Source organism: Gemella parahaemolysans, assembly GCF_053758945.1.
In genome coordinates this window covers 81,205-106,323 of sequence record NZ_JBSMTP010000002.1, presented here as the reverse complement: position 1 = coordinate 106,323, position 25,119 = coordinate 81,205, and the positions used below count along the sequence as shown (strand labels likewise).

Sequence of the window (25,119 nt, the reverse complement as noted above, 5' to 3'; positions counted from 1 at the left end):
TCATAATTTCTAATCATCCTTCTTAATAATTAACAACATATGTACTAATTTTAAATTATTAAATCTATTCTTCCCCACTTTATTCTCCCATTAATTTCAAAAAACAGACTCTTAATTTAGTAATAACTTAATCTGATACTATAATTTATTCATCTTTTAACAAAAAACAACAATTAATGTAACTGTCTACTATTTCTCCAATTTTATTATCATCTATCAAATTTGGAATTTTTTCTTTAGTTTTTTCTATTAATAAATTTCTATCTAATAAATGTATATCCTCAGCTGCTATTTCATCAGTAATGTCTGAATAGAACATAAGCAAATCTTCAGTTTGCTCTATATTTAACCCATTTTTAAAACAAGCAAATGTAAATGACGGTTCTTCACCGTGCTTAACCCTTAAATAATCTACTAGTTCAGCAATAATTTTAAAATTTAGTAAATTATCATTAAACATTTTTTCAATCATAGGATCCATAATTATTTTCCCCTTTCTGTTGTACTTATTTACAGATATAATTATATCATTCTCTCATAACAAAAATAAATATCTTTAATTCACTCCGAAAAAATATATTTTAATTTATAGCAGATAAATCTACGATACTTTTTTAAGACTCATTAGTGATATTACTATAATGATAATTAAAAAATATAAATTTATATATGAAAAATATTCTTTTCCTAATTTTTCTATCAGAAACGCTATTATTATACCTCCTAGAGAATACAAGATACTTCCTAAAACTAGGATTAATGATAGTACTTGTCCCATTATTTTTCTAGAAATTTTTCTTTGGAAAAATGTTGCTTTATAAATTAGTACTGGTGCTGAAGCAACTCCTGCTATAATAAGTATAATTACTGAAAGAATAATATTCGTACTAAAATAAAACAGTATCAATAATAAACAATGCACTATAATACCTAGGCAAATTAATTTTTCTATTTTAATTTTTGATATAAATTGTAAACCTATTATAAGTGAAGCTAGTATAATACCAACAGATTGTAAAGAATTTAATATTCCATACGCTACACTATCATTATTTAAATTTTGTTCTACATATATTGGTAATAAAACGATAAAACTTCCCCAAGTGAACATATTCCACAATGTCGTATTAATTGTCATAAGGAATATCTCACTATTTTTTACAATATACTTCATAGAACTAAATATTGTATATTTTTCCTGTCTGTTTTCACTGTTACTAAATATCTCGTCACTTTTTATTGTACTTATTATTATTGCCGAAATAAAAAATAATACAGCACCTATTATAAAAGCTATACTATTATTACCTAACACTCCCATTATTGCTACAGAAATCGAACCAAAGATATAAGAGATGTCAAAAAATATTATCATCAATGCATTAGCTGTTACTAATTGTTCATCATTACACACCTCTTTTATTATTATATCTCCTCCTGCTGATAAAGGAATTCCTATAACGCTATTCAAACCTATCAATAATCCTATAATACTTAAAGATATCTTATCATTAAACGGTAATAAGAATATAATCAGAAAAATACTAGCTCTTAGTAGTAAAAATAAGAACATTGCTTTTCCAATATTAAACCTGTCTAACACTTTTGATATTAATGGTCCAAAAACTATAGCTGGTAATTGAGTCAACACACCAAAAATAGCTATCAATAATGGTTTTTTAGTTTCTTCATAAATCAACCAGATAATACTTATACTAACAAATGATTGCGCTAATGTTATAAAGTTAATCGAAAAAAAATACTTTATAAAATCAACATTTTTTAAAACACTCATATATTTATTCATAAATTAATTCCTTTTTATTCCATAGTCTCTCATGTCTTATTCTAAAATTTTAATAATATGTGAATTTATAAATTTTAAATATATCTTCTAAAAATTTTTCCCTTATTTTTCATAACATATAAATAATTACTATATTTATTATAATATGAAAATAAAATGGTAACAATTTGAAAATTTTAATATAAAATCATGCACCCTCTACTTCACTTCTCCCTTTTTCTTATAATATTCTTTCGCAAAATCTACGCAACTTTTTAAATCTATACACAGAACTGGTGTTTTCTGAATCTCTTTTATTTGATAACTCCCCTTACAATTCTCCAAGAATTCTTTCTGTACTGTTAAAAAATCATCATATATATCTAATTCGATATTAGAGAACTCTAACCACTCTCCATCCACATTAGCACTTTCTTTTATTGTTTTTCGATTTAATGAATACTCTGCAAGATGTAATGCTGTATTGGATTCAAAATCAGTTCCTAATAACAAAATTTTGGCATTTTGATCATACAATCTCCCTAATGGTGAATTGTATCCTAAGCCATCATCTAATGGATGCTCTTTTATAATTTCCTGCGCTTTTTCTCCTACTGCTGAAAAAGAATATAGTGGATGAGAACTTCTAATAGAATGTTTTAGATTCATAACAAACTCGCTAAATTTTCCCATACCTCGTGTACTAGATAGATTAACATCATAAGATAAACTCTCTTGTTTTATTTTTTCTATCCACTCCTCAGGAACTTTAGGATATTCCCAATACTCTGGAGACATATTTTCTAAAGATTGTGTTGGAACAACGAGCCTTCCGTTTTCTCCTAATCTTTCCATAATAGCTTCATAAATACATCTTGCACCGCCGATTATATAACCGAATTTACTAAGAGAAACATGTGCAATCAGGGTATCACCTTCTCCTATTTCCAAATCTTTAAATAAATTTAAAAAATCACTTTTACCAATAGGCATTAAATTATTATCTAAAGCATCACTCATAAACTTATAACTCATGCTTGTCCTCCTTATTAAATGGGAGTGACTCAAAATCTTATTCTCAGAGAAATTGATTTTTTAGCCACTCTCCTATTTTCATTTTCCTATTCAATCTATATCATTTTTTACTAACTTTCACTTATATTACAATTTTATAATATTATCAAATTTTCCTCTTAGTTCATCACTTATATCATGGCTAATCATTATTATAGTTAATTCTCTATTTCCTAACAGCATTTCTACTAAACCTTTCGCTGATTCTTTGTCTAAAGCTGATGTTCCTTCATCTATTAAAAGTATGTTTTTACCATTAAATAACGCTCTAGCTATAGCTAATCTTTGACGTTGTCCTCCTGAAAGATTCTTTCCATGAACCTCTACTTCTGAATATAAGAAGTCTTTCTGTGTTAAGCCCACTTTTTCTAAATACTCTGCTACTTCACTATCCTCAGCTACTTCTCCCATAGTTATATTGTCTTTGACAGTGCCTGAAAATACAAAATTTTCTTGTTGAATTATAGTCAGTTTTTCTAGTATTTGCTTAGTAGATAATTTCTTCAAATCGACATTACAATACTCTACACTACCTTCATAATTTCTTAATTGCCCTGTAATTATTTTAAATAATGTTGATTTACCAACGCCACTATCTCCGCTTATTAAATATTTATTCCCCTCTTTTATATCAAGATTCACATTATTTAGGATTTCTTTATCACCATAACTGAAATATAAGTTTTTAATTTTAAATAATGTTTCTCTTAAAGAATATTCAACAGGTGAGTGAGTATCCTTATTATTTAACATGAATTCATCATGCTTAGAGAAAATAGGTTTTGCCCCTTTAATAAATGCTATTCTATAACCTACTTGGCTCATACCATCAAATACAAGATTAGCAAACATTCCTACAGCTGCAACTGCACCGATTTCCAAATTATCTTTAACAACTAAATACCCTGTAACAAAAACTAATAACACTTGGAAAAAGACATTTAATCCAAAATTAAGCATATAATAATTACTTTCCAACTTACTTTGTTTAACAAATACATTTTTCAAAATTCTACTTATATTAGCTATTCTTTTAGGAATTATTTGCAATTTATTAAGAGAGAAATACGTATCATAACCTAGAATCGTTTCCTCTAATGAAGCTACATAGTTCTCATTTTCTTTAGTAACTTCTGTTCCCATATTATGAAGTTTTTTATTAAAAATTTTTGGAAGATAAATTAATATTCCTGTTCCTATAATAGTAATTAAAGAAATAATCCAGTGATATTTCAATATAGCATAAAGAGAAAATACCACACTAGAAAGGCTGTATATTATAGCAAATATATTTCTCAAACCTTTTTCTTGAATCATTTGAATATCATTGTTAAACCAAGATTGATAAACACCAGATGAATTGTCTTTATACTTTTCAATATCTAATTCTATAAGGTTACTAGACAGATTATCCTTGACATCTATTCCAATATCTTGAATAAAAATCTCCTCTCTTACCTTTACCACCCTATCAATTACTATAATAACAATCCACGTAACTGATAAGAATAAGATAATTTCAAAGAAACTATGTAGATTTCTATTAGTAAGCACAGTTATAGCATCTGCATTTAAAAAGTTACTCTTCATAAGAAATAACTGTCTTAACAATATAAGAAAACAAATTAATAAGAACCTATATTTAAATTTTAAAATATATTTTTCCATAAATACCCCCTACTTTTAATTCCACTTAATTTAATAACATGCTATTAAGGGAAATTTTGAGAACTATATAAAACACCAACTTATATATTTATACATTTATTATAGTATGAAAATAAGATGATAACAATATAAACTTATAATTTTCAGAAAATTTGCTCTAATTGTCTTGACACACACAAAAAAGTCAGTATAATTAAAGTTACATAAATACTATAGGGGATTCAAAAATAACTAAATCTAAAAAAAGTTTATATGAGAGCTCGTATTCACAGTCTAAACTCATCTTATAAAAGCTTTTTAGAGATCTAAGAAACTTCATGGAGAAATTGACAAATCGATGTCTCGGAAGTCGCTATTTTTGAGTGACTTCTATAGAAATATAATCTATACAAAGGAGAGCAATATGATTAAAAATATTTTAGAAGTTATAACATTAAACAAATTAAAGTTATCCATTATGTTTATTTTAACACTAATAGTATCAATAGGGACTGTTTACGTTGTATATGCTCGTGTTGATATTGTTGATTCTGTAATATACAAAACAGGGTCTCTTTGGACAAAAGTTGGTGTTATTATTTGTATTTTAATAATAGTAGAATTACTTAGAGCATGGTTAAAAATTATAATTGCACAATTAGTTAAACAATGGAAAATATATCTAGGTGATAGAATTAGTAAAAACATAGAAACTATGTCTCAATCAGAATTTAATAAGGTTGATTCTGGTGAGCATATGACTAAATATACTTATCAACTTGAATTATTATCTGCGTATTTATTCTCACCAGTAACTGGTTTACTTAGTGCTATTGTATTATTTATCTCATCAATAGTATTTTTATGGCTTATTAATTGGAAATTTGTTGTATTCGCCCTATTATCATCAGTCGCTATGTTTTTAATAAGCGGTAAGTTTGGTAATAAAATTAGTGTAGGATATACAAATTTATCAATTTTATCAGGGAAATTCTCTGGAGTTTTAAAGGAATATTTAACAGGTTATGAAGATTTGAAAAATATCGGTAAGATAAATTTATTCTCAAAAAATGTTAAGGCTAGTCAGATTCAAAAAGAAGATCAACAGTATAGTATTTCTAAATTAATGGCATTCGGTGAATTAACTTTACAAAGTATTGAGAAGCTACTTGAATTATTAATTTTTATCTTTGCGATTTACTTAGTTTTAAAAAATGAATTAACTATAGGTACAATTGCTTCGGTATCTACTATACTAGGAATTTACCTTACTTCTATCAATCAATTGGTAGACCTGTATATTAAGGTAATCGGTACAAAAGAAATATTAAATAGCGTTATAACTAAAGCAACTGCTAAAGAAACACTTTACCCACATGTTGAAGAAAATATTGAATTTAAAGACTTTAATTATAGTTTCGGAGATAACCATGTCATTAAAAATTTCAACTTTAATATAAATAAAGGTGGAAAATATGCCGTAATCGGTAAAAGTGGTTCTGGAAAATCTACTATAATCAAGTTGCTACTAGGAAAATTACAATCCAACCAAGATAAAGTTTTAATCGATGGAAATCCCCTTGAAATACAGGATGATATTAACTTCTCGAAAGAAATTGGATATGTAAGTCAACAAACATCTATTTTTAGCGGTTCAATCCGATATAACATCACTTTAGATGATAATTATTCAGATGAAGAAATATGGAGCACATTGGAAAAAGTTTGTTTAGCTGATAGAGTTAAAGCTTTACCTGACGGCTTAGATCACAACTTATCTAATATGGGAGAAATCCTTTCAGGAGGAGAAAAACAAAGATTAGTTCTTGCGAGAGTTTTAATTAGAAATTATCCAATTTTAATTCTTGATGAAGCAACCTCAGCATTAGACGAAAAAACAGCAGTACGTATAGAAAACAATATCTTAGCTGACGAAAAATTAACTTTAATAATGATTTCTCACCATATACAAGAAGAAATCAAAAAACAACTAACAGAATGTGTAGAATTAAAAGTAGAGTAATATGATTTATTAAATGGTCTAAACAAAATGAGAGTGACTCAAAATTGAGATTTTTGAGCCACTCCTTTTTTATTTTCCCCTATAAAATCTAGCAACAATAGCACAACAATTATATTGAATACCTACATTCCAAATTAAAATTTTAAACTAAAAATTCTTACACTTTGAACAGTATCCTCCTCTAGTAATTGTTCAAAAGTATAAACTTATGCAAATTTCTTATAAAAGTATAAATATCTCATTACGAATAGAAATGAAACTAACACGAATAGAAATGCGAACTTAACTAGATTATCTATAAATTGTAAATAGATAAATACTAGTAAAACACCTGCTACTTCTACCAAGTATTCTATTACACTTGCTTTTTTCCAGTTGATTTTTTCATATAAGTCAACCACATAATATTGAGCAATACCTAATATCATAAACGCCAATGCAGCTAAACTATATGCCTTAATATCTGTTTTATCCTGAGTAAAAGCTTCAGGTAAAAAGCTTGTAGTGTTAGTTAAATATTTATTGATAGCTATAAATAAGAAACCTACTACTTCAACTTACAATACCAACAACCCTAAATCTTTAAGCTTATTCATTTTTCTCTCCCTCCTTTTTAAAATTATTTTATTAACTAATACAATATAATTATTTATACTTATTCGATTGTATTATACCATTTTTTAAAACGCATTCAAAATGTTTGTGATGTAATGTTACGTGTATTTTTTATGAGAGTGACTAAAAAGTCCTAAAATTTAACGAAGTTTATATGAAAACTCATGGACACAGTTGTTTATTGATATCTAAATTCACTTTATAAAAGCTTTTTAGATATCTAATAAACTTTGCAGGGGTGACTAGACAAAATCTTGTTTCTTAAGAAATCATGATTTTTGAGTCACTCCCCATTACATATACCTCATCATACATTTTTAAAGTTTCTGGATAAGATCTGTGTGAGATATGAATTAAAGTTTTATCTTTCATACTTAATAGTAATTTTTCAACTAAGATGTATGTATCTTTATCCAATCCTGATAATGTTTCATCTAAAACTATAACATGTTTTTCCTGTAAGATAGCCCTGATTAACGCTAATCTTTGTTTTTGTCCACCAGATAAATTAGATTTCCTCTTATCGTACGTAGTATTTATCAAATCAGAAGCTTCTTTAATTTTGTCATCTAATCTAGTTTCTTTTATTAAAGTCATTATTTTATCCGCTTCTATGTTTTTATAAAAAGTAAGATTATCGCTAACCGTTCCTACAAATATAAAGCTATCTTGAGGAACATAAGTTATTATTTTCTGAATTGTGTTGTATTCATAACTGTTAATATTTTTTCCGTTTAAAAATATATTACATCCTTCAAGATTTTTCGTTAATAGCAATGCTAACGTCGATTTTCCACTACCACTATCTCCTTGAATTAAATACTTTTTACCCTTTTCAAAATTAGCCGAAAAATCACTAAAAATTTCTCTATTATTAATCTTATAACTTTCATTTCGAACTTCTATATTTTTAAAATCTATAATATCATGACTATCTAGATATTCAAATTTCTCTTTAGAATCTAATTCTCTCTTTATATCTTTTACCGATGTTATATTAGCTATAGAAGCTGTTATCAAATTAACAGGCATTACTAACTCTGCAGAAATAGTAAAAATAGATACTATATCTCCTACACTCGTATTTCCTAATAGAGCTTGACGACCTCCTATATATAAAATAGTAATAATAGTAGCGTAAAATACTAATCCAGTTAAGACATTTACAAGTGATACTAAAACATTTTTTCTATTAACAAGTTTATTTATTTTTTTATATTCATTAAGTAATTTTTTATAAAATATATTAGCCGAATCGCTGTTCTTAATAACTAATAATCCCTCTAAAAAATCCTCAAGTTTATCATTATATCTAGCCTTTTGTTTTGAAATACTATTTTGGACATTTTTCAAATATACTTTGAAAATATTAGGAATTACTATCGGAAATAGTGACAATCCTATAACCCAAAAAGCTGTTGTTACATCTAATTTGAACAACGCTATAGTAGCAAAAATAAAATAAACTATCCCCTGATACAGGGAGAAAATCGTATTATAATATTGATCTTTTACCATTTCAATGTCATTGTTTACAGTAGATAATAAATTTTTACTCTTTGTATCAAGTTTATTTCTAAATAAACTACCCACAAGCGTTCTATGAATATTGAATCCAATTTTATTTAGATAAACAGTATCTAAAATCTGACGTAAATATTCACATATAAGCATTAGTATAATAATTACAGATAAATATATAATTTGATTGTAGAATAATTGTTCATTTTTAGTAGTAAGTGCATCAACAACATATTTAATTTGATAAGAAAAATAAATATTAATCCCCGAGACTACTGTAATAAGAAATTAAACTACCGCAAATAAAAATTTTCTCATATTTCCCACTCCTTAGTTGAGTCCTTCTATTTAAAAGTTCAGTTTTCATTTTATAAATATCCTTTGAAAATCTAAATATAATAAAAAGAAATTAATTGCTAATAAAAGCTAATCAATTTCTTTCTTAATATTTAATACTGTAAAATAATTCAATCTATAGATTAACTTTCCACTCAACATAAAATCCAATTAACGTTTTGTTAAATTATAGAAATTATATCAAATAAAAAATTGCTAGTCAATGTTATTTCTGAAAATTCAAGATAGTTTTTAGAATTTGTCAATTCGCAAATTAAATTTCAATTCAAATAATAAATAGGAATTTAACCTAAAACTAATCTTTTAACTGAAACTAAAAAAATACATGTCTTCTCTTTTCTAGTAAATTAAAAAATATTCTATACAAAAAAGCTAGGAAAAATTCCTAGCTTAACGTTCACACTTAAAATATAGGTAGTGAATCACCTTCTTATATACTACTATATTTATACTGAAAAATCAATTTTTTATATTTCGTTTTAGACCTTTTACTTTTTTAATACTCCCCTACAACCTTATATTTTCTCAGTATATATTTTAACTGTTCACCTGTAACATCTTCGTATTTATAATCTATATTTTCTATTGCTAAATAGTTCAATACTTTTCTAATGCTGACATATCCTTTTTTTGCCACTACGATATGATCTAGCATTTCAATACCAACTATTTCACCAACTTCCATTAGATTTATCGTTGTTTTAATATCTTCTATAGAAGGAGTTGCGTCTCCACTCGGGTGGTTATGTACACAGACGATGCTCGAAGCACTATTTTTTATTGCTAGTTTAAATACTTCTCTTGGATGCACTACTGACATAGATAAACTACCTTTGAATACTTCTCTTTTTTCGATTATTTTACCTTTCGTATCAATATCTAATACTACGAAAACTTCTTGTGTTAAATTCTCTAAAGATGATTTTAAATAATTGGCTATTGACTGCGGGCTATCACACTTAACATCTAAAACATTCGTCGCATATATTCTTCTTGCAAACTCTATATTCGCCAGAATATGTATCGCCTTTTCCTGACCTACCCCTTTATGTTTCATAAGTTCTGTTAAAGTTGCATCTCTTAACTTTGTAATACCTCCCATATCTTTTAGAATCATGTCGGAAAGCTCAATTACATTTTGATTTTTTGTCCCTGTTCTTAATAATATTGCTAGAATCTCTTTATCGCTGAGAGCTAGAGCACCTAATTTTTTGAATTTCTCCCTCGGACGATCTTCTTCACTAAACTCTTTAATAGTATAGCCTACTACCATAATAATCCCTCCCTTATTAATATGATTGTTAAATAGCTAAGTGCTATGAATGGCACTAGTGGTAGTTTGGTTTTTCTTTTAACTTTTTTCAAGATAATTAACCAAATAGCGAAAAATCCTGCATATAAAAATGTGAAAATCAACAAATACACTCCCTCAAATAAATTTAAATTTAATGCTAAAACACAAAAAACTTTTATGTCACCATAACCTAAACCACCTCTTGTGAAAATATATAGTATATGAAAAATAATAATAAGATAAATAAAATCTAAAAAATTGAATAAATAATAGTGTATATATATAGAAGAAAAATTTAATATAATTAGAAGATAAAACAACTCATCATTAACTTCAAATAATTTTATATCTTCTATTCCTAAAAAAATGAGAATAATAAATATACTGACTTCAAGATAACTAATAAAAATAAAATAATTTTGGAAAATAATAAATAATACTATAGTAATAAAAGTAAAAATTTCGTATAAAAATACATCTAATGGAATTTTTTGATTACAGTAACTACATCGTCCTTTTTTAAACAAATAGCTAAAGATTGGAATTAAGTCGCTCCCCCTTAATTCTTTATGGCAACTTGAACAATGACTTCGTCTAAATAGGAACTCTTTTTTATTTTCACTATCTACTAAACATTTGATTGCACTAGCAAATATAAGACTTACAATAACAATAAATATATATCTTTCCATAAATATCTCCCCTCACTTTATAACCCTTCAATTATATTTTATCATAAGTATATTTACCTAACCAACTTTATCCTTACTGATGTTTTAGCTATTAAATAATATTTTTTTATTCGTAATATTTTTTAAAAATCTCTTCGGAATTCTGTATACAACTTTTCCTCTTGAATAGATTTTCACAAGAAATCATACTCATTTTCAATTTCTATTATCATTCTAGTCCACTCATAGTAATATCTATTTTCAAAAGAATTTACATTTTTTCATTTTTGTAGTACAATATTGTTTATAGTTTTCCGAAGGCAAGATTTCCGCCTTAAGGAAAGTAGTTTTATATTCTTATTCTACACTATTATTTTTAGAGAAGGTGATTAAATGATTTTTAAAAAATTTTTGAGAAAAAGTCAAGAAGAGTTAGAAGCTGCGAATCAGCTTTCTCTTCAAGAAATTAACAATACAGTTGATGTTCCAAAAGAAGGAAGCTTTTTAAAGAAAGTCCTGGCTTATAGTGGACCGGGAGCATTAGTAGCAGTCGGTTATATGGATCCTGGTAACTGGATTACCTCTATCGCTGGTGGTGCTCAATATGCGTATAGCTTACTATTCGTTATACTTATATCGAATCTTATCGCGATGTTGCTTCAATCAATGTCTGTAAGATTAGGTATTGTAACTGGTATGGACCTAGCTCAAGCAACTAGAAAGCATACTGGTAAAAAAATGGGATTTGTTCTCTGGATAATTACCGAACTAGCTATTATGGCTACCGATATTGCAGAAATTATTGGTAGTGCTGTAGCTTTAAAATTATTATTCGGTATTCCTTTACTAATAGGGGTTATAATAACTATCTTTGATGTATTCTTACTCCTATTATTAGCACATTTTGGATTTAGAAAAATCGAAGCTATTGTAGCTACCTTGATATTTACAATTCTAATAATATTCTTCTATGAAGTTTTATTAGCTAACCCTAATACCGGCGAATTAATTAAAGGTTTTATTCCGAACAAGGATGTAATTAATAATAAAGGTGCATTATTTATTGCCTTAGGTATCGTGGGAGCTACAGTTATGCCTCACAATCTGTACCTACATTCTTCTATTGTTCAAGCAAGAAGATACGATAGAAAGGACAACAAAGTTAAAAAAGAAGCTATTAGATTTTCTACTATAGATTCTAATATTCAACTTTCAATCGCATTTGTTATTAACTGCTTACTATTAGTTCTAGGTGCTTCTTTGTTTTATGGTCATGGTGATAGTCTTGGACGCTTTACAGACCTTTATAACGCTTTACAAGATAGCAGCATTGTTGGAGCTATTGCTTCACCACTCCTTAGTACACTATTCGCCGTAGCTCTATTGGCCTCCGGTCAAAATTCTACTATTACCGGAACATTATCAGGACAAATAGTTATGGAAGGTTTCATCCACATGAGACTTCCTATGTGGATGAGAAGAATGCTAACTCGTGTAATTGCGGTAATGCCTGTTGTCATTTGTTTAATAATTTTTGGTGATAGCGAACAAGCAATTGAGAGCTTACTAATATACACACAAGTATTCTTAAGTATCGCTCTTCCAATATCTATTATTCCTCTAACACTATATACATCAGATAAAAAACTTATGGGAGAGTTTGTTATTAAACCATGGATGAAAATTGTTGCATGGATCTGCACAGTCGTATTGATAATCTTAAATTTCTGGTTAATAATATCAACATTCATATAAACTAATAGGAGTGACTCAAAAATCGTGATTTCTAAAAAATCGATTTTATAGAGTCACCCCTTTTTTATTGCTTAATACATACAGCATTAATATCACATCTTCTATACTTCATAAATAACAAAAAAAAGACAGCTCTTACGAACTGCCTTTAATATTTTTTAATGAAATTATTTAACAGGTAATACTGCTCCATTCCATTTTTCTTTAATAAATTTTTGAGTATCTTCAGATTTTAAAGCTGCAACAAGTTTTTTAACAACAAGTTTATCTTTGTCACCTTCACGAACAACGACGATGTTTGCATATGGGTTGTCGTCTGTAGCTTTTTCTACTAAAACTGGCTCAGTTGCTGCGTTTAATCCTGCATCAACAGCGAAGTTAGCGTTGATTGAAACTAGGTCACCTTCACCGTTTTGGTAGAATTTAACCATTAGAGCTGGATCATTTTCGTAGCTGAATTGTAATTTTTTAGGGTTTTCAGCGATATCATCGAAAGTAGCTGTTACTGGGTCTACACCATCTTTAACTTTTACTAATCCTTCAGAAGCTAATAATTTAATTACACGTCCCCATTCAGATTTGTTGTTACTTACTAATACTTTAGCACCTTCTTTAAGGTCTTTAACGTTTTTAACTTTTTTAGAGTATAATCCGATTGGCTCTAAGTGGATTGCACCAGCATCTTCAATTTTGTATCCATTTTCTTTAATAGCATTTTTTAAGAATGGTACGTGTTGGAAGTAGTTAATGTCGATTTCTTTATCGTTTAACGTTTTGTTTGGTACATAGTAGTCTTGGTATGTAACGATGTCTAATTTGATTCCTTCTTTTTCAAGTTGTGGAGCAACGTGCTCTAATAATACAGCGTGAGGTACGTTAGTAGCTCCAACTTTAACTGTTACAGGTTTGCTAGGATCTAGTTTATCAACTTCAATACCTTTTTTCTCAGTTTTTGATGCGCTTGAGCATCCAATTAATACGATTCCAAGTATAAAACTTGTTACTAAAAATAATAATTTCTTCATTATATAATTTTCTCCTTTTGATTTTATTATTTATTTTTGGGTTTTGCGAATTTTATGTAAAAAAAATCACCCTTACTCTCCTAAGAGAATAAGGGCGAAACTAATTTCACGGTACCACCTTACTTTTTCGTAAACTACGAACTTTATCACTACAACGTCTATGCATCTAGAATATATACGAGATAGTGTGCGTTTGTAACGTAACGCCTACGAAAAAAGCTTGTGTTTTAAAACTCACTTTTTTTACCATTCAAACCATTTTCCTCTATGATCTGCATTGTGTGCTTTCACCCGCTCACACTCTCTGTAAAAGTTCCTATAAAGTACTTATTTGAATATCGGTAATTTTTAACTTGACTATATATTATCATTAGCAAATAAAATTGTCAACACTTTTTTTTGAATTTTTTTAAAAAGTTTTTTGAAAATTCACGAATATTTACTTTTTCATTTAAATAAAATACTATCTCTTCTGAACAAATTCTAATCAAGATTATTATTTTTTAACCACTGCTCTATCACTTCTATAGTTTTATCTCTGTATTTCGGAGCCTCATACATGTGATCTGATCCTTCTATAATACTTAGTGTAGAATTTTTATATTTCTTAGCCGTTGCTTTTGCTATATTTGGATGTACCATTTTATCTTCACTACCAGTTATAACTAATACTGGTTCATTCACCTTATCAAAATCAATATAAGCACCTTTTTGCTTATCTAAAAATGGTAGCGCCATTTGGAAGTACGTAAAACCAGATTCCGGAACTAGTTTAGAAAATTCTCTTTCTTTGTCCTCTTCATCTTGGTTATTCATACAGTAATCATAAAAAGCATGTTTATAAGGTGGCATAGATTTTTTCCAAAATCCCCAACGTAAAAAATGTTTATAGAAACAAATTACCATACTTGGATAAAAAGCGAAAATTCCTGCAGCAGGTGCAGTTCCCATTAAAATAATTCCCTTAGTCTTTGTCTTCATAGCAACTTTCTGCGCAAGAAGCCCACCTAGAGAATGCCCCAATACAATCGGAGCTTCATCTAACATTTCTATTAAATCTACAATATCATCCGTAAACTCATCCAAACTAACATCTGCTACCTTTTTTTCAACTTCTTCATAAGGCAAATCATGATATCTTAGAGTTGGAGTATATACATTTAAACCTAATTTCTCCAATTCATTAACAAATTCTCCCCAAACAGTTCCGTCACACCATGTACCATGTATCAATACTATATTCGTCATAAAAATTCCTCCTACCACCTGATTAGCATTATTTTTTCCACACTAATTATACACTTAAATCTTTCAACAATCAAATAATCACATAAAATACTCCAAAATATTAATTGTAACAGTCAAAAAAAGAGTAGAATCAAAAACTGGTAAATATTTTTGTTCTACTCTTTACATCACCATTTGAAAGTTATCAAAAAGTGAATTAAACTTTGGAGGCTAATTTTAGAATTGTTCGATCATTTCACGAACAGTTTTTTCAATGTTATCTGAATATGAGATTGCTGATATAATAGATATACCATCAACATCTGTTTTCATAATATCTCTAATATGCTGTGTCTGAATACCACCGATTGCCACTAATGGCATATGTGGTAATAATCTTCTCATTAACTCTAGACCTTCATAACCTATAGCACCGCCAGCATCGTCTTTTGATTGTGTGACATACACAGGTCCTACACCAACATAATCTACATATTCAACTTTAGATTGTTTAAATTCTTCTTCATTTCCGATAGAAAGACCTATTATTTTATTAGGCATTAATTTTCTAATTTCATCAACACCAAGGTCATCCTGTCCTACATGTACTCCGTCAGCATCTATTTCTAATGCCAACTCTATATCATCATTAACAATAAACGGAACATTGTATTTTTTACAAAGATCTTGGAGTTTTATTGCTAATTCTACTTTTTCCTTACCTTCTAAGGCTCCTTCACCTTTTTCACGAAATTGAAATAAAGTTATTCCACCTTTTAAAGCATCTTCAACTACTGTATATAAGTCCTTACCTAAGCAAGTAGTAGTTCCACAAATAAAATATAATTTTAATAGTTCTTTATTAAACATAATTATTTCACCTTTTTAAATGTTTCAATATCTTTATCAGTGATTTCATATAACGCATTAATAAATTCGACTTTGAATGTTCCTGGAAGATGTCCATTAGGACGTTTTTCCGCCATTTCCCCGGCAATATTATATGCTAACATAGCTGTCTCTAATGATTTTAATTCTTCACCTTTCTCTAGTCCAATAAAACTTGCTAATACAGCCCCTAATAAGCATCCTGTTCCAATAACTTTAGGCATCATTGCACTTCCATTATGGATAGTTACTACTTCTCCATTAACAGCAATAGCATCAACTTCTCCAGTTACTACTATAGGGATATTATACTTAGCATTTGCTGCTAAGGCAATTTCATCAATATTATCTACTCCCGCACTGTCTACTCCCTTAGAGGCTACATTTATGCCGACTAAAGATGCAATTTCTCCAGCATTTCCTCTTATAGCTGCTAACTTGTAATTGTTAATTAAATCATCTGATACTTTTTTTCTATACGCTCCCGCTCCACAAGCTACAGGATCTAATACTGCAGGCACATTGTATTTTTCAGCTATTTTAAGTGCTTCTTGGTATAACTTCCAAGTTTCATCTGTTAATGTACCGATATTAATTAATAATCCTCCAGCATATTTTAATAAATCTTCTAAATCTTTTGGATATTCACTCATCGCTGGTGATGCTCCTAGTGCTACTAATCCATTTGCTGTGAAATTTTTAACTACATCATTAGTTATACAAATCACTAACGGTGCTTTCTCTTTTAATAATTTTAAACTTGTCATATTTATAAATATCCTTTAAATGCTATATGATTCACAGGTCCATTTCCATGACCTATTTCTGGTGTGTATTTAATTGCGGCTGTAATGAACTTTTTCCCAATTTCTACAGCTTCAACAATACTTTTTCCTTTTGCTAATTCAGCTGTAATAACTGCTGAGAAGGTACAACCTGTTCCATGTGTATGATTAGTCTTAAATCTTTCACTAGTCCATACTTTTTTAGTCCCATCATTTAAAAATAAATAATCTTTCGCTTCACCTGTTAGATGTCCACCTTTTATAACTACTGACTTACATCCAACTTCATCGATAATGAATTTTCCTGCACGATTAACATCATCTTCTGTTAATATTTTAAAATTAACAATTTCTTCTGCTTCAGGTACATTTGGTGTAATAATAGTTGCTAATGGTAATATTTCTTCTTTTAGATGTTTTCTCGCAACATCATCTATCAATTTATCCCCACTTGTCGCAACCATAACCGGATCAACAACATAAGGAACATATTTTGGTAAATATCTTTTAATTAATTTCATCATGTCAGCATTTGCTATCATTCCAGTTTTTATACTATCAGGTGTTATATCGTCAAACACACTTTTTAATTGCGCTTCTAATATATCTAAATCTAGATTCCTTATCATTTGAACACCCAGCGTATTTTGTGCAACGACACTAGTAACTACAGCCATTCCATACACTTCACGTGCTTGAAAACTTTTTAAATCCGCCATAATTCCTGCTCCACCAGTTGGATCAGTTCCAGCAATAGTTAATGCAATATTAAGTTTACTCATACCCTATACCTCTAAATCCCAACGTTCTTGTATATAAGCCATATTGAAGAAACGACGTTCATGTTCACAACTTTCTAAGAAGTTTTTAATAAGTCTTTGTTTACCTTCTTCACTCATAAATTCAGCTTCACGATTGATAATTTTGTGATACTCAGTAAGTACTTCATCTACTAAGCCATCAGCATAAAATTCAACCCAGAATTTTAGTGGATGATCTTCTGCTAAATTGTGATTAGCTAAAATCTTTCTAGCTACCATTTTATAAATCCATGGACATGGTGCCATTGCACTTAGTGTTTCTGCCATACCAAATGCAAATGCATTATAATACATATGCTTTATATAATGGTCTGCAGATGGATACCACTCTCCGCCTTTAATAATCTCTTGATAGTCTCTCCCTATATAATCTGCTAAGTTTTTATGTGCAGCAATTTCCTCATTTAATACAAAATTAATCTGACCTAAGAAAAAGTTTTTTTCAACTTTATCATTACTTTTCGCTAAAAGAATGGCATAAATATCGCTAAAGCTCTCTAAATATAGTGCATCAGCTTTCAGATAGTGCTCTACTGCTTTCTCTGATAAATCAGCGCGAATTAATCCTTGAATAAAGCCATCATTGTAAATCTTATCAACAATTGGTAATGCCTTTTCTTCCATAATATCAGTAATAAGTTTCATAGGTATATCCCCCTCAGTATATTTAATTTTAGTATAAAATAATATCACTTATGATAAATAAAAAAGTCCCCTTACTAACGTAAAAGAACTCTGAGAACTATATTAACAATATCTTATTATCCACCTATAGTGGATTACTTCTATTATAAAAATATTCACATTTCCTACGCTAGCATTATCTAGTTCAGGTCTAAGGGTCTAACTATGTTATCTCAGCCAAAAGGCTCCCCCAGTGATTTACTCTATTCATTTTCTAAAATCGTAACACAGAAAAAATTAAATGTCAACAATTTAGTTTAAACACTTACAAAATTTCTTTAATCCAAATACTTACTATATATCTTCTACGAAAATAATATTTTTTTATATTTTAAAATTAACCCTCGAATAATTTTGGCTAATTTGTGAAGTAATAGTGAAACTTCATTGTATTTTTTGATTGTTTCTACTCATAATTGAAAATAGTTATCACTTTTTTCTTTATTAATTTATATCTTTGTATTATAATAATAGTGATAATATTTACAATCACAAAACATAATTTTAAGGAGAAATTTCAATAATATGAAACATACAACATTATTAAAAGTTCTTTCTGCATCTGCAATTTTCACTGCAATCGCAGCAATAGAATCTTATGATCATAATGCATTTGCTACCGAAGTTACAACATCTGCAACTCAAAATAATACTGAAACAAAAATAGTATCACAAGATGTTAAAAAATTACAAGATGGTGTATATAATATTAAAACCGAAGCCCTAAACTTCTCTGAAGAAGGTAAACAGTCAATGGCTGCTGCTGGATTAGATAAAGAAAAAACAAAATTAATCGTTAAAAATGGGCAATATTCTGTAAATGTTGCTTTTAAACCAATAAAAATGGGTGTATTTAGCGGATATTTGGGTGATTTAAAATATTACGATGGTAATAAGACTCATGCTAATCGCTCTGAAATAAAAGATAATGAGTTTAAAAATACAACGATTGTTGAAAATTACTCAGAAAATGAAAAAGATGACTATATAGACACTTATAAGCAAAAGTTCCCTGAACGTACGGTTTATCCAAAAACTCTTTCTTATAATGTAGATAAGAACAAAATCGATTCAGATAACAAACTAGAAACATATACACAAGTATTCGTACCAGTAATGGAATCTATCTTTAAAGGTTCAGGTACTCAACGTATGATTTTAAAATTCGATCTAAGCTCACTAGCAACAAAAACAATCACTGTTCCTAAAGTAGATACAGAAAAATTAGCCAAAGAAAAAGCTGAAAAAGAACGTATCGAAAATGAAAAATTAGCTAAAGAAAAAGCTGAAAAAGAGCGTATCGAAAATGAAAGATTAGCTAAAGAAAAAGCTGAAAAAGAGCGTATCGAAAATGAAAGATTAGCCAAAGAAAAAGCTGAAAAAGAACGTATCGAAAATGAAAGATTAGCCAAAGAAAAAGCTGAAAAAGAACGTATCGAAAATGAAAGATTAGCTAAAGAAAAAGCTGAAAAAGAACGTATCGAAAATGAAAGATTAGCTAAAGAAAAAGCTGAAAAAGAACGTATCGAAAATGAAAGATTAGCTAAAGAAAAAGCTGAAAAAGAACGCATCGAAAATGAAAGATTAGCTAAAGAAAAAGCTGAAAAAGAACGTATCGAAAATGAAAGATTAGCTAAAGAAAAAGCTGAAAAAGAACGTATCGAAAATGAAAGATTAGCTAAAGAAAAAGCTGAAAAAGAACGTATCAAAAATGAAAGATTAGCTAAAGAAAAAGCTGAAAAAGAGCGTATCGAAAATGAAAATAAGGCCCCTTTAACAGCTAAAGGTGAAGCCGTTACATTAGATAAACCTGAATTTGATTTAGATGGATTCCTTAAGAATCATAATGGTCCAATTACTGCTAAAGGTGAAGCTACTATATTAGATAAACCTGAATTTGATTTAGAAAACTATATTAAAAATCAAAAAGAATCTTCAGATGAACTTCATAACTCAGAGAGTAAAAATATTCCATCTGAAATTAAAGGAACTGTTAAAAATACTGATAAAACATTACCAAAAACTGGTACAACTACTTCTACTACAGCTTTCTTCGGATTGATTTCACTATTAACTGCATTTGCTTTACGTAAAAAATCCAATAAATAATTTTATAAAAAATGAGTTTGAAGATAATTCAAATTCATTTTTTATTTGTGGCTAAATTGTGACTTATTTTTGAAAAAATTAAGAAAAAATACTTCTTCTTTAGGGATAATTGATATCAATTATCATTTTTTTCTTTATTTTTTATTATTTTTGTATTATAATAGTGATAACAATTTAATATCTAATAATATACAAAATAAAGGAGAAAATTCCTAATATGAAAAATACAACATTATTAAAAGTTTTGTCAGCAACTGCAATTTTTTCTGCTGTTGCAGCAATTGAAGCATACGATCAGGATAGTTTCGCATTTGCAGCAGAAGAAACACCTGTCGTAGAAAATACAACAACTTCTACTACGAAGCCAACTACTACACAACCTACAGCGCCAGCATCTACTACTGGAGAAACTAATTCATCAGCAACTCCAACAGTGAACTCTGCTGCAGCCCCTACTACTACACCAACGACAGCAACTACTGCTCCTAAAGCTGAAGAACCGGCTACTGTAGCTCAAGATGTTAAAGCTTTAAAAGATGGAGAATATAAGATTAGTGCTGAAGCATTAAAATTCCATGAAGAAGGTCGTCCTTCTATGGCTGCCGCTGCAATCGATAATGAAAAAACAAAATTAATAGTAAAAAATGGAGAATACTCTGTAAATGTTTCATTTAAACCTATCACATTTAGTGGTCTTACTGGTTATTTAGGAGATTTAAAATACTATGATGGAGATAAGACTCACGCAGATCGTGAAAAAATTGCAGATAGTGAGTATAAAGATTCAACTATTGTTGAGAATTATAGTACTAATGAAACAGATAACTTCATAAATGCATACAAAGAAAAATTCCCTAATCGTACTGTTTATCCAAAAATTGTTAATTACCATGTAGATAAAAATAAAATCGATTCAAACAATAAACTAGAAACATACACTGAAGTTTTTGTTCCTGTTATGGCTTCATTTGGACAAAGTTTTGGAACTCAAAAAATGATTTTAAAATTTGACTTATCATCTTTAGCTAGAAAAAAAGTAACTGCTGACAACTATGAAGCAGCAACTTACGAAAATCCTAACAAAGACGTTGAATACAAAGGAACTATAAAAAAAGACTTCCCTATTCACGTTCAAGGACATTTAAGAAATGCTAACAACAACGATGAAGAATCATTATACGGTTCTGCGTTAGATAACTATGTTAAAGTAGAAAAAGTTGGAGATAAATACAAATATACTTTAAGATTCAAAAAAGGTCTTGCTGATGTAGGTGGAGAATTCTATCCATTCGAATTACATAAAGTAGCATACCAAGGTAAAGATATTCCATTAACTACTTTAGCAACAAATGGTAATTCTTCAGTAAAAGAAGGATCTATCATTACTGATAAACTATTAGAAAAAATTCAATTAGACGGTACTGCTCCATATCCAAATGGTGCTCTTATGTCTCACTTTGTTACATTAAAACTATACTATGAAACAGCTACTGATTATAAGGAAAGACCTGTAAAATTAGAAGATGTAGTTGCACCTGCTAAACCTAAACCAGTTAAGCCTGCACCAACTACACCAAAAGAAGAACCAAAACCAGCTACACCAACAGCTGCTGACCACAATGTTGATGCTGATAAAGTTCCTAACACTTTCCCTACTACAGTAAAAGCTGAATTAAATGGTAGAACAACTGGTACTGCTTCAATCTATGAAAATGCATTTGTTAAAGATGTAAAAGTTGAAAAAGTTGGGGATAAATATCAATATACTATCCAAGTTAAAGAAGGGAAATCTACTAACTTCTTATTACGTAATAAGCCATTCACAGTTTCTAAACTTACTTATAAAGGAACTGAAATTAATTTTACTGAAGTTGATGCAGCTACTAAGTTAAAAGAAGGGAAAATCTTAACTGATTCTCTTCTAGACAAGATCCAAGTTGATGCTGTATTAAATGTTCAAACTAAAGGTGGAGCTAAACCTAGATTTGAAGACAGAACTGCTGAAAGTACAATAGCTTTAGACTTCCCTAAAGTGGAAAAACCTAAAGAAGTTACACCTGCTAAACCTTCAGTACCTGACCATGAAGTAGATGCTGATAAAGTTCCTACTACATTCCCAGCTACTGTTAAAGGCGAATTAAATGGTAGAACTACTAATTCAAGTTCAATCTATGAAAATGCATTTGTTAAAGATGTAAAAGTTGAAAAAGTTGGAGATAAATATCAATACACTATTCAAGTTAAAGAAGGAAAATCTTCTACTTACTTATTACGTAATAAACCATTCACAGTTTCTAAACTTACTTATAAAGGAAATGAAATTAACTTTACTGAAGTTGACGCAGCTACTAAACTAAAAGAAGGAAAAATCTTAACTGATACTCTTCTAGATAAAATTCAAGTTGATACTGTAATTAGCGTACAAACTAAAGGTGGAGCTAAGCCTAGATTCGAAGAACGTGCTGCTGAAAGTACAATAGCTCTAGACTTCCCTACTGTAGAAAAAGTTAAAGAAGAAGCTGCAAATAACTTAGTTCCAGCTATAATTAATAATGCCCATGAATCTAATAGAACTTCAATGGCAGATGGTGCATTAGTACATGAAAAAACTCGTGTTGAAAAAGTAAATGATACGTACAACTACTATTTAACATTTAAAGACTTATATATCAATACTCTAGTAGGAACTGTAGATACTTTAACTGTTGATGGTACTGCAGCTGAAAGAACTGATCTTGGTGGTGAAGGTCATGAAAAAGTATTCCACTTCACAAGTCCTGAAAAATTAACTGAAAAAACTATTACATTCTCAGTATCAGTAAACGGAAAACCATTAAAAGGTCATTCAAATGTTGCAGCAACACTTAAATTCAATTGGGATGGTGCTACTCCACTAACAGCCGATCAAGTAACATCATTACGCAAAGATGAAACTACAAAAGCTCAAGCTGAAAAAGAGAGATTAGAAAAAGAAGCTGCTGCTAAAGCTCAAGCTGAAAAAGAGAGACTTGAAAAAGAACAAGCTCAAAAAGCCGAAGCTGATCGTCTTGAAAAAGAAAGATTAGAAAAAGAAGCCGCTGCTAAAGCTCAAGCTGAAAAAGAAAAACTTGAAAGAGAAAAAGCTGAAGCTGATCGTCTTGAAAAGGAAAGACTTGAGAAAGAAGCTGCTGCTAAAGCTCAAGCTGAAAAAGATAGACTTGAAAGAGAAAAAGCTGAAGCTGATCGTCTTGAAAAAGAAAGATTAGAAAAAGAAGCTGCTGCTAAAGCTCAAGCTGAAAAAGATAGACTTGAAAAAGAAAAAGCTGAAGCTGATCGTCTTGAAAAGGAAAGACTTGAGAAAGAAGCTGCCGCTAAAGCTCAAGCTGAAAAAGATAGACTTGAAAAAGAAGCTGCCGCTAAAGCTCAAGCTGAAAAAGATAGACTTGAAAAAGAAGCTGCCGCTAAAGCTCAAGCTGAAAAAGATAGACTTGAAAAAGAAGCTGCTGCTAAAGCTCAAGCTGAAAAAGATAGACTTGAAAAAGAAGCTGCTGCTAAAGCTCAAGCTGAAAAAGATAGACTTGAAAAAGAAGCTGCTGCTAAAGCCCAAGCTGAAAAAGAAAAACTTGAAAGAGAAAAAGCTGAAGCTGATCGTCTTGAAAAAGAAAGATTAGAAAAAGAAGCTGCCGCTAAAGCTCAAGCTGAAAAAGAAAAACTTGAAAAAGAAGCTGCCGCTAAAGCTCAAGCTGAAAAAGAAAAACTTGAAAGAGAAAAAGCTGAAGCTGATCGTCTTGAAAAAGAAAGATTAGAAAAAGAAGCTGCTGCTAAAGCTAAAAAAGAAAAAGAAAAATTAGAAGAGCTTAAAAAAGTAGCCTTAGCTAATATCGCTACAGACAAAGATGTAAACAAAGAAGAAGCATCAAAACTTAAAGAAATAGTTAATTCTGCATCTCTTAAAGATACATTAGTTGCTAAAGTTGTAGAAAATGGTTCATCAGAAGAAATCAAAGTTTCATTTGATAACTCTACTGTAAAAGCCTCTAACTTCTCAGTTGAAAAAGCTGATAAAGAAACTGTTGCAAAAGTTGAAGAACTTGTTAAAAAAGCAAATGAAAATCTAAGTGTTGTTAAAACAATAGACTTACACTTCACGGATTCTAAAGGAACTACAATCGATAAACAAGGAGAAACTCGTGCAGTTACAGTAGCTGTCGTAGCTAATGAGGATGAAAAATTAGAAGTTTACTATGTGAATGGTAATAAATTAGAAAAAATTCCAAGTGTTTATAAAGATGGAAAACTTACATTCTTCACTAACCACTTCAGTTTATATACAATTGTAAAATCAAAAACTGTGGCTTCTGATCAGAATACATCTTCCCCTACTGACAACAATAACAAACCATCAAACGAAAGACCAAAATTTGAAACTGGTGAAGCTCTTATTCAACCTGAATTACCAGAATTAAAAGAAATACCAAAATCTGAAACTGGTGAAGCTCTTGTTCAACCTGAATTACCAGAATTAAAAGAAATACCAAAATCTAAAACTGGTGAAGCTCTTGTTCAACCTGAACTACCAGAATTAAAAGAAATACCAAAATCTGAAACTGGTGAAGCTCTTGTTCAACCTGAATTACCAGAATTCAATATCGGTGAGTTAAACAACAAAGATCAAAAAGCTGAGGCTGAAAAAACTGTTGTTCAAAAAACTTCACAAACAGTAGCTAAAAGACTTAAAACATTAGCTAATACTGGAGTAAATTCAACAGCAACTGTTGGTTTAGGTGCACTAGTATTACTATCTGCTCTAGTTCTACGCAGAAAAAATAACAAATAATATAAACAAAACTCTTATACA

At 29.4% G+C, this 25,119-nt stretch carries 18 protein-coding genes and 1 riboswitch; of the genes, 4 read left to right on the top strand and 14 right to left on the bottom strand.

Features of this window, described 5'->3' with window-relative positions; genetic code table 11:
• Window positions 1-145: 145 nt before the first annotated feature.
• From ACWOBP_RS02220 to ACWOBP_RS02205, 4 genes are all read right to left on the bottom strand, one after another.
• Complete coding sequence (locus ACWOBP_RS02220; RefSeq protein WP_455337277.1) at window positions 146-481, bottom strand: hypothetical protein; 336 nt, start codon at window positions 479-481, stop codon at window positions 146-148.
• Between the two features lie 120 nt (window positions 482-601).
• Window positions 602-1,807: an MFS transporter gene (locus ACWOBP_RS02215; RefSeq protein ID WP_455337276.1), complete on the bottom strand. Its 1,206-nt coding sequence runs from the start codon at window positions 1,805-1,807 to the stop codon at window positions 602-604.
• 198 nt (window positions 1,808-2,005) lie between these two features.
• Window positions 2,006-2,821 carry an aminoglycoside N(3)-acetyltransferase gene (locus ACWOBP_RS02210; protein ID WP_455337275.1) on the bottom strand — a complete coding sequence of 272 codons (816 nt, stop codon included), beginning with the start codon at window positions 2,819-2,821 and terminating at the stop codon, window positions 2,006-2,008.
• Window positions 2,822-2,947: 126 nt separating this feature from the next.
• Window positions 2,948-4,528, bottom strand: coding sequence for an ATP-binding cassette domain-containing protein (locus ACWOBP_RS02205; RefSeq protein WP_455337274.1), 1,581 nt, complete (start codon window positions 4,526-4,528; stop codon window positions 2,948-2,950).
• Between the two features lie 403 nt (window positions 4,529-4,931).
• On the opposite strand from ACWOBP_RS02205, the gene ACWOBP_RS02200 reads away from it, so the two are divergent.
• A complete protein-coding gene (locus ACWOBP_RS02200; protein WP_455337273.1) occupies window positions 4,932-6,530 on the top strand; it encodes an ABC transporter ATP-binding protein in 1,599 nt (532 codons plus the stop codon).
• A 206-nt stretch (window positions 6,531-6,736) separates the two neighbouring features.
• Here the strand turns inward: ACWOBP_RS02200 and ACWOBP_RS02195 are convergent, their stop codons facing one another.
• The 4 genes from ACWOBP_RS02195 to ACWOBP_RS02180 form a co-directional block, all read right to left on the bottom strand.
• Complete coding sequence (locus tag ACWOBP_RS02195; RefSeq protein WP_455337272.1) at window positions 6,737-6,958, bottom strand: hypothetical protein; 222 nt, start codon at window positions 6,956-6,958, stop codon at window positions 6,737-6,739.
• 448 nt (window positions 6,959-7,406) lie between these two features.
• Window positions 7,407-8,948, bottom strand: coding sequence for an ATP-binding cassette domain-containing protein (locus ACWOBP_RS02190; RefSeq protein WP_455337393.1), 1,542 nt, complete (start codon window positions 8,946-8,948; stop codon window positions 7,407-7,409).
• 571 nt (window positions 8,949-9,519) lie between these two features.
• Window positions 9,520-10,296, bottom strand: coding sequence for a RadC family protein (radC, locus tag ACWOBP_RS02185; RefSeq protein ID WP_455337271.1), 777 nt, complete (start codon window positions 10,294-10,296; stop codon window positions 9,520-9,522).
• On the bottom strand, window positions 10,290-11,009 hold the full coding sequence (locus ACWOBP_RS02180; RefSeq protein WP_455337270.1) for a prepilin peptidase: 720 nt from the start codon (window positions 11,007-11,009) through the stop codon (window positions 10,290-10,292). The genes radC and ACWOBP_RS02180 overlap by 7 nt, the downstream gene beginning before the upstream one ends.
• 372 nt (window positions 11,010-11,381) lie before the next feature.
• Between ACWOBP_RS02180 and ACWOBP_RS02175 the strand changes: the two genes are divergently transcribed.
• Window positions 11,382-12,743 carry an Nramp family divalent metal transporter gene (locus tag ACWOBP_RS02175; protein WP_003145288.1) on the top strand — a complete coding sequence of 454 codons (1,362 nt, stop codon included), beginning with the start codon at window positions 11,382-11,384 and terminating at the stop codon, window positions 12,741-12,743.
• Window positions 12,744-12,910: 167 nt separating this feature from the next.
• Here the strand turns inward: ACWOBP_RS02175 and ACWOBP_RS02170 are convergent, their stop codons facing one another.
• The 6 genes from ACWOBP_RS02170 to tenA all read right to left on the bottom strand — a co-directional run bounded on the left by ACWOBP_RS02170 (window position 12,911) and on the right by tenA (window position 18,134).
• A complete protein-coding gene (locus tag ACWOBP_RS02170; protein WP_455337269.1) occupies window positions 12,911-13,768 on the bottom strand; it encodes a MetQ/NlpA family ABC transporter substrate-binding protein in 858 nt (285 codons plus the stop codon).
• A gap of 483 nt (window positions 13,769-14,251) precedes the next feature.
• Window positions 14,252-15,016: an alpha/beta fold hydrolase gene (locus ACWOBP_RS02165; protein WP_455337268.1), complete on the bottom strand. Its 765-nt coding sequence runs from the start codon at window positions 15,014-15,016 to the stop codon at window positions 14,252-14,254.
• Window positions 15,017-15,232: 216 nt separating this feature from the next.
• Window positions 15,233-15,865 carry a thiamine phosphate synthase gene (gene thiE, locus ACWOBP_RS02160; protein WP_455337267.1) on the bottom strand — a complete coding sequence of 211 codons (633 nt, stop codon included), beginning with the start codon at window positions 15,863-15,865 and terminating at the stop codon, window positions 15,233-15,235.
• A 2-nt stretch (window positions 15,866-15,867) separates the two neighbouring features.
• Complete coding sequence (thiM, locus tag ACWOBP_RS02155) at window positions 15,868-16,650, bottom strand: hydroxyethylthiazole kinase (RefSeq protein WP_455337266.1); 783 nt, start codon at window positions 16,648-16,650, stop codon at window positions 15,868-15,870.
• Window positions 16,651-16,652: 2 nt separating this feature from the next.
• Window positions 16,653-17,450: a bifunctional hydroxymethylpyrimidine kinase/phosphomethylpyrimidine kinase gene (gene thiD / locus ACWOBP_RS02150; RefSeq protein ID WP_455337265.1), complete on the bottom strand. Its 798-nt coding sequence runs from the start codon at window positions 17,448-17,450 to the stop codon at window positions 16,653-16,655.
• 3 nt (window positions 17,451-17,453) lie between these two features.
• On the bottom strand, window positions 17,454-18,134 hold the full coding sequence (gene tenA / locus ACWOBP_RS02145; RefSeq protein ID WP_455337264.1) for a thiaminase II: 681 nt from the start codon (window positions 18,132-18,134) through the stop codon (window positions 17,454-17,456).
• Window positions 18,135-18,277: 143 nt separating this feature from the next.
• Window positions 18,278-18,375, bottom strand: a riboswitch (TPP riboswitch).
• Between the two features lie 323 nt (window positions 18,376-18,698).
• On the opposite strand from tenA, the gene ACWOBP_RS02140 reads away from it, so the two are divergent.
• Together ACWOBP_RS02140 and ACWOBP_RS02135 are read left to right on the top strand one after the other, a co-directional pair.
• Window positions 18,699-20,282 carry an LPXTG cell wall anchor domain-containing protein gene (locus ACWOBP_RS02140; RefSeq protein WP_455337263.1) on the top strand — a complete coding sequence of 528 codons (1,584 nt, stop codon included), beginning with the start codon at window positions 18,699-18,701 and terminating at the stop codon, window positions 20,280-20,282.
• Window positions 20,283-20,499: 217 nt separating this feature from the next.
• On the top strand, window positions 20,500-25,098 hold the full coding sequence (locus ACWOBP_RS02135; RefSeq protein WP_455337262.1) for a peptidase: 4,599 nt from the start codon (window positions 20,500-20,502) through the stop codon (window positions 25,096-25,098).
• The last annotated feature ends 21 nt before the right edge of the window (window positions 25,099-25,119 follow it).